The 14,920-nt window shown below is 39.5% G+C and carries 18 protein-coding genes; 11 read left to right on the top strand and 7 right to left on the bottom strand.

The features are described from left to right. Positions 1–126: 126 nt before the first annotated feature. Positions 127–945: a tungstate ABC transporter substrate-binding protein TupA gene (tupA, locus tag CVT08_RS01790; protein ID WP_103558927.1), complete on the bottom strand. Its 819-nt coding sequence runs from the start codon at positions 943–945 to the stop codon at positions 127–129. A gap of 72 nt (positions 946–1,017) precedes the next feature. Here tupA and tupB point away from each other — a divergent pair, with 72 nt between their 5' ends. The 10 genes from tupB (at position 1,018) to CVT08_RS01740 (ending at position 10,638) form a co-directional block, all read left to right on the top strand. After that, a complete protein-coding gene (gene tupB / locus CVT08_RS01785; RefSeq protein WP_107856625.1) occupies positions 1,018–1,710 on the top strand; it encodes a tungstate ABC transporter permease TupB in 693 nt (230 codons plus the stop codon). Between the two features lie 9 nt (positions 1,711–1,719). Beyond that, positions 1,720–2,673, top strand: a complete 954-nt coding sequence (tupC, locus tag CVT08_RS01780; RefSeq protein ID WP_107856624.1) for a tungstate ABC transporter ATP-binding protein TupC — start codon at positions 1,720–1,722, stop codon at positions 2,671–2,673. A 245-nt stretch (positions 2,674–2,918) separates the two neighbouring features. After that, positions 2,919–3,614 (top strand): TorD/DmsD family molecular chaperone, encoded by a 696-nt coding sequence (locus tag CVT08_RS01775; RefSeq protein ID WP_103573740.1) that lies wholly within the window; start codon positions 2,919–2,921, stop codon positions 3,612–3,614. Further along, a complete protein-coding gene (locus CVT08_RS01770; RefSeq protein WP_103571853.1) occupies positions 3,604–3,777 on the top strand; it encodes a twin-arginine translocation signal domain-containing protein in 174 nt (57 codons plus the stop codon). Before CVT08_RS01775 ends, CVT08_RS01770 begins: the two co-directional genes overlap by 11 nt. A 30-nt stretch (positions 3,778–3,807) precedes the next feature. Further along, positions 3,808–6,633, top strand: a complete 2,826-nt coding sequence (locus CVT08_RS01765; protein ID WP_107856623.1) for a formate dehydrogenase subunit alpha — start codon at positions 3,808–3,810, stop codon at positions 6,631–6,633. Between the two features lies 1 nt (position 6,634). Next, positions 6,635–7,276, top strand: a complete 642-nt coding sequence (fdh3B, locus tag CVT08_RS01760; protein WP_103599522.1) for a formate dehydrogenase FDH3 subunit beta — start codon at positions 6,635–6,637, stop codon at positions 7,274–7,276. Between the two features lie 219 nt (positions 7,277–7,495). Continuing rightward, positions 7,496–8,278, top strand: coding sequence for a formate dehydrogenase accessory sulfurtransferase FdhD (gene fdhD, locus CVT08_RS01755; protein WP_107856622.1), 783 nt, complete (start codon positions 7,496–7,498; stop codon positions 8,276–8,278). Then, positions 8,271–9,014, top strand: coding sequence for a winged helix-turn-helix domain-containing protein (locus CVT08_RS01750; RefSeq protein WP_107856621.1), 744 nt, complete (start codon positions 8,271–8,273; stop codon positions 9,012–9,014). The genes fdhD and CVT08_RS01750 overlap by 8 nt, the downstream gene beginning before the upstream one ends. A gap of 24 nt (positions 9,015–9,038) precedes the next feature. After that, entirely contained in the window at positions 9,039–9,227 is a 189-nt protein-coding gene (locus CVT08_RS01745) for a hypothetical protein (RefSeq protein WP_002941192.1), read from the top strand. An 85-nt stretch (positions 9,228–9,312) separates the two neighbouring features. Next, positions 9,313–10,638, top strand: a complete 1,326-nt coding sequence (locus CVT08_RS01740; RefSeq protein ID WP_107856620.1) for an aminotransferase class V-fold PLP-dependent enzyme — start codon at positions 9,313–9,315, stop codon at positions 10,636–10,638. Positions 10,639–11,030: 392 nt separating this feature from the next. Here the strand turns inward: CVT08_RS01740 and CVT08_RS01735 are convergent, their stop codons facing one another. The 6 genes from CVT08_RS01735 to CVT08_RS01710 are packed head-to-tail and all read right to left on the bottom strand — an operon-like array spanning position 11,031 to position 14,507. Beyond that, positions 11,031–11,342 carry a DUF6980 family protein gene (locus tag CVT08_RS01735; RefSeq protein ID WP_199906314.1) on the bottom strand — a complete coding sequence of 104 codons (312 nt, stop codon included), beginning with the start codon at positions 11,340–11,342 and terminating at the stop codon, positions 11,031–11,033. A gap of 38 nt (positions 11,343–11,380) precedes the next feature. Beyond that, entirely contained in the window at positions 11,381–11,995 is a 615-nt protein-coding gene (gene hisG / locus CVT08_RS01730) for an ATP phosphoribosyltransferase (RefSeq protein WP_087581311.1), read from the bottom strand. Next, positions 11,992–12,621, bottom strand: coding sequence for a type III pantothenate kinase (locus CVT08_RS01725; RefSeq protein WP_107856619.1), 630 nt, complete (start codon positions 12,619–12,621; stop codon positions 11,992–11,994). The genes hisG and CVT08_RS01725 overlap by 4 nt, the downstream gene beginning before the upstream one ends. After that, the gene (locus CVT08_RS01720; RefSeq protein WP_107856618.1) at positions 12,608–12,940 is read right to left on the bottom strand and encodes a hypothetical protein; all 333 of its coding nucleotides are present in this window, start codon (positions 12,938–12,940) and stop codon (positions 12,608–12,610) included. The genes CVT08_RS01725 and CVT08_RS01720 overlap by 14 nt, the downstream gene beginning before the upstream one ends. Continuing rightward, positions 12,937–13,944: an L-seryl-tRNA selenium transferase gene (locus CVT08_RS01715; protein WP_107856617.1), complete on the bottom strand. Its 1,008-nt coding sequence runs from the start codon at positions 13,942–13,944 to the stop codon at positions 12,937–12,939. The genes CVT08_RS01720 and CVT08_RS01715 overlap by 4 nt, the downstream gene beginning before the upstream one ends. After that, the gene (locus CVT08_RS01710) at positions 13,944–14,507 is read right to left on the bottom strand and encodes a hypothetical protein (RefSeq protein WP_103618072.1); all 564 of its coding nucleotides are present in this window, start codon (positions 14,505–14,507) and stop codon (positions 13,944–13,946) included. Before CVT08_RS01710 ends, CVT08_RS01715 begins: the two co-directional genes overlap by 1 nt. A 124-nt stretch (positions 14,508–14,631) precedes the next feature. On the opposite strand from CVT08_RS01710, the gene gatC reads away from it, so the two are divergent. After that, on the top strand, positions 14,632–14,919 hold the full coding sequence (gene gatC, locus CVT08_RS01705) for an Asp-tRNA(Asn)/Glu-tRNA(Gln) amidotransferase subunit GatC (protein ID WP_103599529.1): 288 nt from the start codon (positions 14,632–14,634) through the stop codon (positions 14,917–14,919). The last annotated feature ends 1 nt before the right edge of the window (position 14,920 follow it).

The raw sequence follows: 14,920 nt of genomic DNA, 5'->3' as shown, positions 1-14,920 counted from the left end.
CTGAATTTACGGAGCTTTTTACCATTTTTTGTCTTATTTTAAATTTGGTTTTTAGCTTAAGTGATTAAAAATAAATTTAAAGATTATGAAAATTTATAAAAAATGGGCGATTGCTCGCCCTTTGAATTAGTTCTTGCGTGTGTTTGCGTCTGGAGTGAAAAGTGGCTTGTCAAGAAGTTTGAAGTCGCCTATAAATTTCTGACCCTCTTCGCTTGTCGCCCATTTTATAAATTTCTCTGCATTTTCGATGTCAGTTTTAGGGCAGTGTTTTGGATTTACTGCGATTAGAGAGTAGAAGTTTTTAAGGTCGTTGTCGCCCTCATTGATGATGACCATCTCAGGATGACCTTTTTGGTTTGCTTCATATTTAATGTAAGTACCGCGGTCAGTAAATGTAACGCCTTTTTGCTCAGCAGCAGCATTTATCGTAGCTAGCATGCCTTGACCTGTTTGCATATACCAGCTATCTTTTTCAGGGACTTCGCCAGCGATCTTTTTCCAGATGCCTTTTTCTTTATTGTCTGTGCCTGATTTGTCGCCACGTGAGAAGAATTTGATACCATCTTTTTTGATAAGCTCAAAGCTTTGTTTGATATCTTTACCTTTAAATTTATCAGCGATTGATTTATCAGCGATAACAACGAAATCATTGTACATTACGGCATTTCTTTTTAAGCCAAAGCCTTTTTCTACAAATTCTTTCTCAACTTTTGGTGAGTGAACGAAAAGTACGTCAGCGTTGCAGTCTTCGCCAAGCTTTAAAGCTGCACCTGTACCAACAGCTGTCCATTTTATATCAACACCTGTTTTTGCCTTATAAACTGGGTAGATCGCGTCAAGCAAGCCAGTGTTATCTGTACTTGTTGTAGTCGCCATGATTAGTTCATTGTCAGCACCAAACGCCAAAACTGCGGCTGCTAGTGAGCCTAAAATAATCTTTTTCATTTTTCTCCTTTTTAGAAAATGTGGTATTATAGCATATTAAAATAATATGAATAAAAAAATTAGGAATAATATTTGGATTTTTTACTTAATGGCTTTACAGAAGCCTTTAATCTACTTTTAAACGGCAATCTTGAAACATATTCAGCCATCAAGGCTACCCTTTACACATCAAGCGTGTCGATACTTTTTGCTGTTATTATGGGCTTTCCGCTTGGTTTTTCGCTTGGCTTTTATGACTTTAAAGGTCGCAAAATTTTACGCCTTCTAAGTGACACAGCTCTAGCCATGCCAACGGTTGCCATTGGTCTTATTTTATACGCTTTTATCACGAGAAACGGCCCGCTTGGCAGCCTAAATTTACTATTTACGCTAAAAGCGGTCATGTTAGGCCAGTTTGTGCTAGCCCTTCCTATCATCATCTCGCTTACTGCAAGTGTGGTTGAAAATATGGAGAAAAAGCACTATCTAACTATCCTAAATTTACGCCTCGCGCCAGCAAAGCTAGTTTTTTGCGTGCTTTATGAGCTACGCTACGCTCTCATGGTAGTCATCGCCACAGCCTACGGCAGGATCGTGGCTGAAGTGGGCGTTGCGATGATGATAGGCGGCAACATCAAGTACTTTACCAGAACGATCACCACAGCCGTTTCGCTAGAAACAAACAAGGGCGAATTTGCCATGGGTATAGCGCTCGCGATGGTTTTGATATTTATCGCATTTTTAGTAAATTTAGCGATCTTTGCGCTAAGAAAACTCGACAAATAGGAGCAAATTTTGATAAAGATAAGAAATTTACACCTAAACTACGGCAAAAGCGAGATCCTAAATATCCCAAGCCTTGATATAAATACTAAAAAGATAACCGCCCTAATGGGCAGCAACGGCAGCGGCAAAAGCACGCTAATAAGAGTGCTCTCATGCCTGCAAAGCCCAAATAGCGGCGAAATTTCACTCTGGGGAGAGAGCAAGCCAAGCCTTGAAATGCTGCGTAAAATTTCAGTTTTATTGCCTGAGCCTGCCCTTTTAAAAAGAAGTGTGAGAGAAAATTTCAAAGCCATCTTAAAAAGTAGAAATTTACTAAGCGAATTTGAGGAGCGAACTAGCGAAGCTCTGGCACTTGTAGGACTTGATGAGAAGTTTTTAAACAAGCGCCACTTTGAGCTAAGCTCAGGGCAGACGCAGCGCATCGCATTTGCACTTGCACTTTCTTTAAGAGCGCCATTTTATCTGCTTGATGAGCCGACAAATAGCGTTGATATTGGCACTTCAAAGCTCTTTAGCAAGGCTATAAATTTGATGCACGAGAAATATGGCTGCGGCTTTGTCATCGCAAGTCACGACGAGAAGTGGCTTAGTATGCTAGCAAACGAGTGCGTTTTCTTACACAAGGGCAGAGTCTGCGAATTTGAATACAAAAATATCTTTGAGATAGAAGGTGGCGTGCTAAGCTTTGGCGATGATTCGAAGCTAAATTTACCTTCAAATTTTAAAGGTAAAAGCAAGATCACGATCAACCCAAGTAAGATAAAAATTTCTAAAACAGGTGGTGAGGGTCAAATTTCAGGGATTTTGCACTCGGCCTCGCTCTACATGGGCAATGAAAAGCTTTTGAAGGTCAAAGTTGGTGACTTTTTGATCAAAATTTTTAGCCACGATGATGAAATTACAAAGATCGGCGAGCGAGTATTTTTAAAATTTGAAGATGGCTCGATGCTAGCTTTAGAGTAAAATTTACTCCCACTTTTTAAATTTAGCCCAAAAATAAAAATGGATATCAAAAAAGAGCTAAATTTTAATAATCATGCTAAAAAATCATATCTTATATAACTCCCAAAAAATGGTCTTTTTAAATATGCAATCAAGGCATATTTAAGCTTTTTTTAACTTTTCTAATTTATTTTATTTTAAGCCACATTAATAAGGCAATTAATTGTATAGTTTCAGTGTCGTTAAAAAACTATTTAAGGAAAAAGGTGAGCACAAAAGAGGAATTTGCAGCTGGCAGAAAACTTTACTACGCTACTTTCTCTAAATTCTTCGTATTTAGTGAAGATGAAAAGAGATTTGATGGCCTTAGTAAAATGCTTGATCTTATCAAAGAATATAGCCTAAACGATGAAGTATCGCGAGCTGCTACTAATATAAAAAGTAAATTTAATGAAAAAAATCCAGAGAATTTGATCACAGAATTTGATGACATTTTTCACACTCCGCCAAGTCCGCTTCGAAACTCGCTCTCTTTTTACGATGAGGGATATGAAGTGGGTCATGCTTGCGCTAATGTGCGTAAAATTTTAGCTAAGACAAACATCAGAAGAGATGAGAGTAAATTTAAAGAGAATGAAGATAACGTGGGCTTTGTCTTTACGCTTATGAACGAGTTTATCGGTAAATTTGACGAGTGCGAAGAGGAGCTTTTTAAAAATATTATAAATCCAAACATTGATGAGTTTATAGAGAATTTATATGAGCATAAAAATAGTGAAATTTACAAGGATGTAGCCGTTTTGCTAAACGAATTTATCGCGTTTGAGCGCGTGGCACTAAACTCACCAAAACCAGTCAAGATAGACCACAAAAAGAGCGATGGTCTTTCAAGATCTGAAAGCATAAGAAGAGAAAAAAACAGGATAAGAAAACTAAGAACGGAGGGTACATATGCAAAATAGACGCGAATTTCTAAAAAAAGTCGGTCTAGTTGGTGCTGTAGCAGCAAGCGGTGCTGTAGCAGCAAATGCTGATGAAAATTTAAAATCAGGAAAGAGTAAAAAAACCGAAGTGCTTTACAAAAGAAGCAAAAACTGGGAACTTTACTATAAACAAGCAAAATAAAATTTGATAGAAATTTAAGAAAGGATGAAAATGTCTGAAGCTATATTAAACGCTACGCCAAACAACATCGGCCGTAGATCGTTTTTAAAAATGGCTGCATTAGCGGGCGCTAGTGGAGCGGCCGGCTTTGCAGCAAGCAATGTCACAAGAGAAGCAACAGCTCAAGAGATGGCAAACCCATTTCCAGACTCAAAAATAGTAAAAACTGTCTGCACAGTTTGCTCTGTAGGATGCGGAGTGCTAGCAGAAGTAGAAAACGGTGTTTGGGTGCGTCAAGAAGTAGCACAAGATCACCCAGTAAGTGCTGGTGGTCACTGCTGTAAAGGAGCAGACGTTATCGATATGGTGCGCTCACACTGCCGTGTAAAATATCCAATGAAAAAAGTTGGTGGTAAGTGGCAACGCATCTCTATGACGCAAGCACTTGACGAGATCGGTGCAAAACTAAAAGCTTACCGCGAGAAAAATCCAGAGCAGGTTATGTTTTTGGGTTCAGCAAAAGATAGCAACGAGCAATGCTATTATATAAGCAAATTCGTTGCGATGTTTGGGACGAACAACCTAGATCACCAAGCGCGTCTTTGACACAGCTCTACAGTCGCCGGTGTGGCGAATACTTGGGGTTATGGAGCTATGACAAATCACCTTGGAGATATCCAAAACGCGAAGTCTATTTTTATAATCGGCGCAAACCCAGCGGTAAATCACCCAGTTGGTTTTAGACACTTTTTAAAAGCAAAAGAAAATAATGGCGCAAAGCTGATCGTTGTCGATCCAAGATATACAAGAACGGCTGCAAAGGCTGATTATTTCGCACAAATTCGCCCAGGCACAGACATACCATTCATGTATGGCATGATGAATCTCATCTTTGAAAATGGCTGGGAAGATAAGAAATTTATAGATGAGCGCACATACGGCATCGATGAGATCCGTAAAGAGGCTGCAAAATGGACACCTGAAGTCGTTGAAGATGTGACTGGAGTCCCAGCTGCAACTCTTAAAGAGATCACAGAAGTCTATGCCAAAAACCGCCCTGGCTCAGTCGTTTGGGCGATGGGTCTAACTCAGCACACAATAGGTAGCTCAAACACTCGTATAGCTCCGATCTTGCAACTAGTGCTTGGCAACATGGGCGTAAGTGGCGGCGGATGTAACATCCTAAGAGGCCACGATAACGTTCAAGGTGCAACTGATATGGCAAACGCACCTGATAGCTTGCCTGGATACTACGCTAAAAACGAAGGAAGCTGGAAATATTTTGCAAAAATGTGGAAGGTTGATTTCGAGTGGTTGCAAAAGAATTTTATCAAGCCTGAGTGGATGTTTAAGCCAGGATTTTCACTTGCACGCTGGTGGGCTGGTACGCTAAATGGTAAAGATGGTAATGATGCGATCGATAATGCAGGAGATAGCCTAAAAGCTCTTGTAGTTATAGGTAACGGCATAACATCTACTGCACAACAAGTAAAGGTTCAAGAAGGTCTTGATGCACTTGAGTTACTTGTTTGTGTAGATCCGTTTGTAAATGACGCTGCCGTTATAACAAATAAAAAAGATAATGTATATATCATCCCTGCTTCAACTCAGTATGAAACTAGCGGCACAGTCGTAGCTACAAACAGAAGTGGTCAATGGAGAAGCCAAGTATGCAAACCACTTTATGAGAGCATACCTGATCATGAATTGTTATTTGAACTAGCTAAACGTATAGGCTTCTATGACGAGCTAACTCGCACTATAAGGGATGCTGACGGCAAGATAGAGTGGCCAGAAGCTGCTACTCACGAGATAGCAAATATTATAAAAACTATCGGTATGACTGGCTGGACACCTGAGCGCTTAAAACGCCACCAAGAGAACTGGGATAAATTCGATGAAGTAACATCTCTTGGCAAGCCTGGCACTCCTGTTGAAGGCGAATACTACGGACTTCCATGGCCATGCTGGACAGAAAATCACCCAGGTAGCCCAATACTTTATGATACACATAAATCAGTTCGCGAAGGCGGAATGGGCTTTAGAAACCGCTTTGGTTTAGAGCACAACGGTGTTAGCCAGCTAGCAGCTGAAGGCTCAGCGCCAGTTGGTTCATCTATAAATGGCGGATATCCTGAGATCAAAAAAGACAATATCGAGAAAATTTTAGGCATCACACTAACTGATGATGAAAAAGCAAGGATCGGAGCTAGCTGGTCAACTGATGATAGTAATATCATAGCAACAAAATGCTTGGAGAAAAACATCGCTCCATATGGCAATGCACGTGCTAGAGCGATAGTTTGGACATTTGTTGATCAGATCCCTCAACACAGAGAGCCGATCCACTCACAGCGTCAGGATCTTGCGCAAAAATATCCAAGTTTTGAGGATAAACCAAATCACTACCGCGTTTATACGAAGTATAAGAGCTTGCAGCAAAGTAAGGACTTCTCAAAAGAATTCCCTATCAACCTCATTACAGCTCGTCTCGTAAATTTCAGTGGTGCTGGTATGGAGACGCGTGCTAGCAAGTATCTATCGCGCATTACACCTGAGATGTTTGCCGACATCCACCCAGAGCTAGCTGCCAAACATGGCATTAAAAATTGGGATTTTGTTTGGGTTCATTCACCTGAGGGCACTAAGATCAAGGTTCGCGCAAGGATCGTGCCATCAGTTAAGCCTAATATGATATTCTTGCCATTCCACTGGGCTGGATATATGCAAGGTGTTGATATGACTGGAAATTTCCCTGAGGGAACAAGACCTTTTGCAGTTGGTGAGAGCGCAAATACCGTAACAAACTACGGATATGACATAGTCACTCAAATTCCAGAAACAAAAGGCGGTCTTTGCCGCATAGAAAGGGCATAATATGAGCGCATTTAACGATAACAATAGACTTAAATTTTACTGCGACACAGATAGATGCATTGATTGCAACGGTTGCGCGGTAGCGTGCGATGAAGCTCATGAGTTGCCTATCGGTGTTAGAAGACGCCGCGTCGTCACACTAAATGAAGGTATGCCTGGTAAAGAAATTTCAACATCAATCGCATGTATGCACTGCGAAGATGCACCTTGTTCGCTTGTTTGCCCAGTTGATTGTTTCTACATCAGAGCTGATGGCATCGTGCTTCACGATAAAGATATCTGCATAGGCTGTGGATACTGCTTGTATGCTTGCCCATTTGGCGCACCGCAATTCCCTAAGGATGGTGCTTTTGGCGCAAGAGGCGTAATGGATAAATGCACCATGTGCGCAGGCGGTCCGCTACCAACTAATAGCGAAGAAGAGCGCGAAGTATATGGACAAGATAGAATTTCTGAAGGCAAAGTGCCAGTTTGTGCTGCGATGTGCTCTACAAAGGCTTTATTAGTTGGCGAGTCAGATATGATCGAAAAAATCTACAATGACAGAGTTGCTGCAAGAGGTTATGGCGAAAAAGACCTAAAACAAACTACTGTTTGGAAGATCGCTTACTACGCTGGCGACAGACTAAAACTAAAAGCGTAAATTTATAGGTGCTTTTTGCACCTATAAAATTTGTTATTTTCTCTAATTTTATACTTTAAGAAATATGCCTATCTTGCATATCAAATTTTAATCACAATAACGTTTATTTCGTATCAAAATGCGTTTAAGCTTTTTGCTTTGTTTAAGCAAGTTTTTACTACAATCCAAAATTAAATTTAGCTTTTTGGGCTATCATTTGTGAAAACTTCAAGGAGCAAGATGGAACCGATTTATAAAACGCAGATCATCAAATATAAAGGCGAGCAAAAAGCGCAGGTTGATGATATTTTGGTGCGTGAGATCAAGCTTGAAATTTACATAAATGACAAAAAATTTGGTGCCGTTATGGCAACGCCTACCGATCAAAAGGCGCTTGCTGTGGGCTATTTGATCAGCGAAAATGTCATCACAAAGCCAGAAGACATAGCTGAAGTTAGGCTCTCAACCGACGAGCTAAGCGTCTATGTAAGCGCCAAAGTGAATGAAAAACGCCTAGAGCAGTTTGACGAAGAGAAGGTCATAATAAGTGGCTGTGGCAGAAGCTCAACGGCAAATATCGACCCACAGGCGATGGCAGCAAGAGCCGTAAAAAGCGGGGCTAAATTTAACAAAGATATGATCCTTGCACAAATGAAGGAGTTTTACACGCAGTGCGAGCTTTATGAGATGACTGGCTGCGTGCATACGGCAAAGCTTTTTGTGAGCGAAGATAAATTTTATATAGGCGAGGATATCGCTCAGCACAATACGATCGATAAAGCCGTTGGTAAGGCTGTTTTAGACGGAGCTAACTTAGCAAATTCATTTTTGATGGTGAGTGGCAGGCTTAGTTCAGAGATGGTTGCAAAGGCCGTTATGCACGGCATCCCAGCGCTTATCTCAAGGACAGCACCGACTAGCCTTGGCGTGGTGATCGCTCGTAAATTTGAGCTCACGCTTTGCGGCTTTGCAAGGGGCGAAAATATCAACGTTTATAGCGGCGAAGAGAGAATTTATGAGTAAAAATTTAGAAGAGTTAATAAAACAAACGCTAAATAAAAGCGGCAAACTTGACTGCGGCACGGCTTTTAAGATCGCAAATAAGCTTGGCATAGAAGTTGGCGAAGTGAGCGATGAGGCGACCAGACTTGGCATCAAGATAGACAACTGCGAGCTTGGCCAGTTTGGCGCTCTTGATAAAGACCGCGGTAAATTTACATTGTCACTAAAACTAAAAGAAGTAAGCGACGAAAAGGGCAGAGTTTTTTGCAAAGATGCAAGGGATATGGCGGCAGCTAGCGGTGGCCTAAAGACCATGCGCTCGACGCTTAGAGACTACGGCTTTGACGTGAAGTACTGTCAGCTAGGCTGTTTTAAGGAAAAGAAAGGCAAAAAGATGAGAGTAAAGACAAAGACTTGGATAGAAAACGACGAGGGCGAGCTTATATTTGGCAAGGGTAAAACCGAAGTTTTAGACGTTATAGCCGAGGTTGGCTCGATATCAAAGGCAGCTGAAATTTTAGGTATGAACTATAAAAAATGCTGGTCGCATCTACAAATTTTGCAAAAAAATTTAAAAGAAGATCTCTTTACGACCAAGCAAGGTGGCGGAGATAGTGCTGGCACTACGCTAAATGATAGAGCTCATGAGCTCATAAACGCCTATAAACAGCTTCAAAACGACATCGAAGACTATGCAAATAAGCGCTTTAAAGAGCTATTTTTAAAACAAGACGAAAAGAAAAACGATAAAAAATAAACCAAATTTTTAAAAGGAGAAAACATGTATGTAAAACTAAACGACAGGACTTATCTAAACAAAGATAAGATCACTAGAATCAAGATCGATAGCGTTCAAGACGGCATTCGTATCCGTTTTTATGAGGGTGCAAACCAAGTTGCTAAGAGCCAAAGATTTGAGAGTGAAGCAAAAGCTAACGAGTGGTTAGAAAAAAACTTCTTAAACAAATAATCACGCGAGTGGGCGCCCTGCCCGCTTGTAACCTCACTTTATACAAAATTTCATTATAATCACGCTTTTAACCAAAAGGAAAATCGTGCCAACCATAGATGAAGTAAGAAAAAATATCATTTTAAAAGATGGAATTTACTATTTTGACTACACGGCCTCAGGCCTTGCCTATGCACCTATCGAAGATGAAATTTCAAAATTTTTAAAAACCTACGCAAACACTCACTCAGACAGCAGTTCAAGCGCCGTGCTAACGCAAAAACGCTACGAAAACGCAAGGACTGAGTTAAAGGAGCTTTTGGGGCTTGATGATAGCTTTTATCTCATTGCAACTGGTCAAGGCGCAACGGCTGCGATAAAGAAATTTCAGGAGATAATAGGAATTTATCTGCCGCCAACGACAAGAGCCTTGATAGGCGAAGCAAATTTAAGAAGCGTAAATTTACCACTAGTGCTTGTTGGCCCATATGAGCACCACTCAAACGAGATCAGCTTTCGCGAGGGGCTTTGCGACTGCGAGCGCATAACACTTGATGAAAACGGCGAGATAGACTATGTGATGCTTGAGAGGACGCTAAAACTAAACGCAAAAAGAAAGATCATCGCCTGCTTTAGCGCCGCCTCAAACGTCACGGGCGTAAAAACCGACTACAAGAGAATTTACTCGCTCGTTAAAAAATTTGGCGGGGTGGTGGCATTTGACTGCGCAGCAACCAGCTCGCATGAAATTTTAGACGCCGCATACTTTGACGCAGCCTTTTTCTCTCCTCACAAGCTACTTGGCGGAGTTGGGAGTTGTGGGCTTTTAGCGATCAAAAAAGAGCTTTACACAAGCGACATACCAAGCTTTGCAGGTGGCGGTACCATCGCACTTGCGACGCCCTCAAAACACCTTTTTATAAAAAATGCCGAGCAGCTTGAGGAGGCTGGCACGCCATCTATCTTGGGGCTGGTGCGAGCAAGCCTAGCCTACAACTTGCAAGCAAGTGTAGGAGTAGAAAACGTCAAAGCTCGCGAAGATGAGCTAGCAAATTTCTTTGTAAAAGAGCTTAGCAGCATCGAAGATATCACCATTTATGGCCCTAAAAATGCAGAAAAACTGCCTATTTTTTCATTTAATGCGCGCGACATTTCGCCTTATGACTTTGCGGCAACACTTAGTAACAACCACGGCATACAAAGCCGCGCTGGCGTGATGTGTGCTGGGCCTTATGCTTTTGATCTGCTTGGACTTAAAGAGAATAAGATCTTAGAGAAAAAGCCAGGTTTTGTAAGGGTGAGCATGCACTACACGCATACAAAAGAGGATGTGCTCTATCTCATAAACGCTATCAAATCATCTATCAAAAAGCACCGCGAGCTTTGGGGCGAGGAAAAAGCGATGTATGAGATGTTTGGCGGGAAAATTTAGGTTAAATTTGTTGTTTTGGGTTGAATTTAACTATCAAGAAAAGTTAAAAATTTAAAATGCAAAAACAATTATTATTTTTTGATCTGAATTTGCTCGTTATTTCCATTTAAATTTTAACTGTATCAAATAAAATTTACCATTTTGGATCAAATTTTACCAGCATAATTTAAAGCAAATTTGCTGTTTTTATACAAAGTTATATCTGCTCGGTCTTAAGAAACTCTAACAAAACACGCCGCCATTGTGAGTGGACAAAAAAATATTAAGCATTTTATCTTGCTTTTACATCTAGTTAAATAGAAATTTCTCAAGATCTTTTATGCGGCAGCCGTTTAAAATTGGCAACAACTAGTTTTTATGTTGATTAAAAAAGAGTTAAAAATAATTTTCAATCACTTCTTCAACCACCAACCATAATTTAAATATACTTTAGGAATTTCATCATTATCAATATCTATTCCTAATTTTTCCATTTTGTCAAACCATTTATCTCGTTTTGATTTTGGTAATTTTGTACCACAAAAAGGGCAAAATTTAATTGAAATGCTACTTGTGCCACCATCGTGAATTATAATTCCATATTCATCAAATTTAGAATAATACGAGATAAGTACATCTGGACAATCATAAATATTGTTATGAATCTTGCAATTTAATTTCGTTGCCTCTTTCATTTGAGAACAACAATGTTTTACCTTAACCATTTTTCCTTTATTTGTGCTATTTGCTTTTTTTCAAATTTTTACTTTGAAATTTCATCTTTTATCTTTTGATAAAGCTCCAAAATTTCATCTTTTTTGATGATAAAACTATTTTTATTTGCGATCAAGTAAGCTGAGCTTTGCATGATATCACCAGCTACTTTTAGCCCATTTTGCTTCATAGTTGAGCCAGTTTCGACCACATCGACGATCGCGTCGCTTAGCCCAACAAGCGGTGCTAGCTCGATCGAGCCATAAAGCTTTATGATCTTGACGCCAACGGCAAGCTTGGCAAAGTAATTTCTAGTGATATTTGGCATTTTTGTAGCGATCTTTAGCTCAGACCTTGAAAAATCAAGCTCATCTTCGTTTTTTATGCCGATGCAGACCTTGCACTTGCCTATTTGCAGATCAAGCAGCCTCACCACATTTGGCTTATGCTCTTCAAGGACGTCAAGGCCGACCACGCCGATATCTGCAGCGCCTTCGGTGACGTATGTTGGTATATCTTGGTTGCGAACCATTAAAAATCTAAAATTTCCCTCTTCAAGGATGAGTTTTCTATCCTCAAACAAAAAACTCGAGCCAAAAATCTTTCTAAAAATTTCTAGTGTATCTTCCGCTATCCTGCCCTTTGGCAAGGCTACTGTTATCATTTTAAAATTTCCTTTTTCTCATCGATTATTTTTTGCATGGCACGAAAGATCAGCATCTTGTCGCAAATGGCATTTTTAAAAAATTTAGATAAAAAGTCGCCATCTCCACCAGTAAAATATACTTTTTTGCTGCCTGCAAGCTTTGAAATGAGCGTGATAATGGGCTTTATTATGCCGTAACTCACAGCATCGCTCGTTTTTTGCGGCAGTGCGTCGATGTCGATTTGCGAATTTAGCGTCACATCAAGGCGTGGAGAGATGCTTTTATAGGCATTTAACATAGTTGCGATACCAGGCAAGATGTAACCGCCAAGATGAAGTGAGTTTGCCATTATATCAACGGTGATAGCACTTCCAGCATCTACTATAACGCCATCATTTATCATATAACAAACCGCTTTTCTATCTACTCCGAGACCTTGATATATCGTGTCTATCTCAAAGTAAGACTCTAAATTTACAAACATTTCATCCTTATCTACCATGCGTAAAATTTCTTCATTTACACAGATAAAATAGACCTTTTCATCTGGCTTGTAGTTTTTAAATTCGCTAACTTTTATGTGTGTGATCTTGCCATTTTGCAAAAAAGAGGCGTTGGTGTTGCCGATATCACACAAAATCATAACAGATCCAGCCTTGCTCTTTGAAGTAGTTTAGGGATTTTGAGCAAATTTGAGAGTTGTAAAAAATCACACGTTTTTTGATCTTGGTTTGAAATTTCTCCTCAAATTTAGTGCAAATTTCATCTATCTCGCTGGCTTCTTTGACCAAAAGCCTGCTCTTTGCGTTTCTTAAAAAAACGATCTCGTAGAAATTTTTTGTATCGATACCAAAAAACGCCTCAAGCGAGCGTTTCTTGGTAAATTCGCTAAGATCAAGTCTTTTTAGATCCCTTAGCAAGATCTTTTTAGCTTCAAAAAGCTCCCAAATTTTTTGGTTCATTGCCCTAGATTAACATACTCATTATCGTAGTAAAATGCGCCATTTCCCATGAAGCTTTTATCTTTTATCTCGTCGCTAAACTCATAAATTTCAGCTCCGCTAAGGTCTAAATTTGTCTTTATAACATAGCCTGTTTTTTCGATGACATAGAGCTTATTGTTGATGATAGTTGCCGCTGAGAAGATAGCAAATTTGAAATTTACCTTATTTTGCTCTTTTAGCATAAGGTCTGTTCTTACTATCGTGCCATCTTTTTTAAAGATATAAATTTCATCGTTATGAACTAGCACATCTTTGATCTCACCGTCATAATAAACTGTTTGACTTGGGTTGATGACGATTAGTTTTTTGGCTGTTGCTGCGATTAGATTATCGCCTTCAACGCCTAAGAATATGATGTTATTAAAGAAATTTTCAGAGCTTACGACCACGTCGCGTAAAATTCTACCAGTATCTTTTTGCACGATGTAAATTTTGCCATCTAGTGCTGGATAGACGATGAGTGAGCTCATGAAGTAAGGTGCCACAACTCTTGAATCAACCGCTGCGATGTCAGAAGAGCTATACTCCATTAGTGTCGTAGCTGTGTTTATGTCGATTAGATAGATGTGGTTTGATGCACTGATAGCTGCAAGTTGGTTTTGATCAAGTGAGGCTGCTACGATCGCAGTTGGAAATTTACCACTATAAACGCTGTGACCGCTAGGATCAGTAACGTTTAGATCGCCATTTATGCTAGCTGAGATGACAAAGCCGTTGTTTTCATTTAAGAAGTTGAAATTTTCAGGCAAGATAACGCTTTTATTTAGCCCATTTTTAGTGATGATGTTGCCATTATCTAGCGTTGCGCCGTTTGCATTTGCTGATTTGATGTAAGAAGGAAGATCTTTTGACAAAGATATCTCACCAGAAGTTTGCGCAGGCTCAAAATATTGTCTTTTTGTGCCGCATCCGCTTAGAACTAAAGCCAAGGCAAATGCCAAGAATAGTGTAAGTTTTTTCATTATTTTATTCCCTGATAGTGTTTTAGATTTTTAACTAAAGTTTGTAGTTGTGAGTCAAGTGCGATCTTGTCAAATTCCACATTTGCCTCTTTGATTTTATTTTGTTTTAAAAGCTCAAAACCTTTTAAAAGTGCGTTGTATTCACTTAAAATTTGAGTATTTGCATCGCCAGTTTGTGAAAGAATGATATCTTTTACGATCGGATTTACTTTTAAATTTGCAAGCTCACTAATGCCTTTTGTGTCGTTTTTATCGAGCATTTGACCAAGTGAGAAAAGCGCATACATGCTTGGCTCTTTCTCCTTTAAAACATTTAAAGCGTTTGCGTCATTTGGATTTAAAATAAGCTTTGAATAGGCTAAATTTGCCTCTTCGACTCTGTTGTCGTTTAAAACCTTACTAGCGTAAAATCCAATGAGTGCGACGATAGCTGCCACGCATAGCACGATCAGCAAAGTTTTGTATTTCCTAAAAAAACGCTCTCCCTTGATCATACTCTCAAGAAACTGCTCTTGGGCGTCGATCTCTTTTTTTATCTCGGTTAAGTCTTCTTTTATAGCCAACGTTTTTCCTTGCTTTTGAAAAATTTTAATTCGCAGATTTTAGCATAATTAAATTAAAAGTAGCCCAAAATTAAAGCTTGAATGTGATATAATGCCTCAAAATCAATTAAAAGGTTGCTTGATAATGCAAATAGACGACACTCTTTTAAATAAATTAGAAAAACTCTCAGCATTACAAATTAATGATGAAAAAAGAGAAGAGATCAAGAAGCAATTAAGTGAAATCGTATCTTTTGTCGATGTTTTAAACGAGCTTGATCTAAGCGGCGATGAGGCCGTAGTTAGCTCTATAAAAGGTGGCACTCCATTAAGAGAAGATGAGCCACATTTAAGTGACGTTGTCGATGAAATTTTAAAGCACGCCCCTTCACGCGAGGGACACTTTTTTGCCGTGCCAAAGATCATAGAGTAAA

The sequence above is a fragment of the Campylobacter concisus genome (genome assembly GCF_003048835.2).
Classification (GTDB): Bacteria; Campylobacterota; Campylobacteria; order Campylobacterales; family Campylobacteraceae; genus Campylobacter_A; species Campylobacter_A concisus_D.
The sequence above is the reverse complement of the archived record's forward strand: the minus strand, read 5'-3'. Positions and strand labels throughout refer to the sequence as shown.

Coding starts and splice junctions, on each gene's coding strand:
- hisG (WP_087581311.1), bottom strand. CDS start 11,995: ATGATAACAGTAGCCTTGCCAAAGGGCAGGATAGCGGAAGATACACTA.
- CVT08_RS01750 (WP_107856621.1), top strand. CDS start 8,271: ATGAGTAAAAATTTAGAAGAGTTAATAAAACAAACGCTAAATAAAAGC.
- gatC (WP_103599529.1), top strand. CDS start 14,632: ATGCAAATAGACGACACTCTTTTAAATAAATTAGAAAAACTCTCAGCA.
- CVT08_RS01720 (WP_107856618.1), bottom strand. CDS start 12,940: ATGAACCAAAAAATTTGGGAGCTTTTTGAAGCTAAAAAGATCTTGCTA.
- CVT08_RS01735 (WP_199906314.1), bottom strand. CDS start 11,342: ATGGTTAAGGTAAAACATTGTTGTTCTCAAATGAAAGAGGCAACGAAA.
- CVT08_RS01770 (WP_103571853.1), top strand. CDS start 3,604: ATGCAAAATAGACGCGAATTTCTAAAAAAAGTCGGTCTAGTTGGTGCT.
- CVT08_RS01725 (WP_107856619.1), bottom strand. CDS start 12,621: ATGATTTTGTGTGATATCGGCAACACCAACGCCTCTTTTTTGCAAAAT.
- tupA (WP_103558927.1), bottom strand. CDS start 945: ATGAAAAAGATTATTTTAGGCTCACTAGCAGCCGCAGTTTTGGCGTTT.
- fdhD (WP_107856622.1), top strand. CDS start 7,496: ATGGAACCGATTTATAAAACGCAGATCATCAAATATAAAGGCGAGCAA.
- CVT08_RS01745 (WP_002941192.1), top strand. CDS start 9,039: ATGTATGTAAAACTAAACGACAGGACTTATCTAAACAAAGATAAGATC.
- fdh3B (WP_103599522.1), top strand. CDS start 6,635: ATGAGCGCATTTAACGATAACAATAGACTTAAATTTTACTGCGACACA.
- CVT08_RS01715 (WP_107856617.1), bottom strand. CDS start 13,944: ATGAAAAAACTTACACTATTCTTGGCATTTGCCTTGGCTTTAGTTCTA.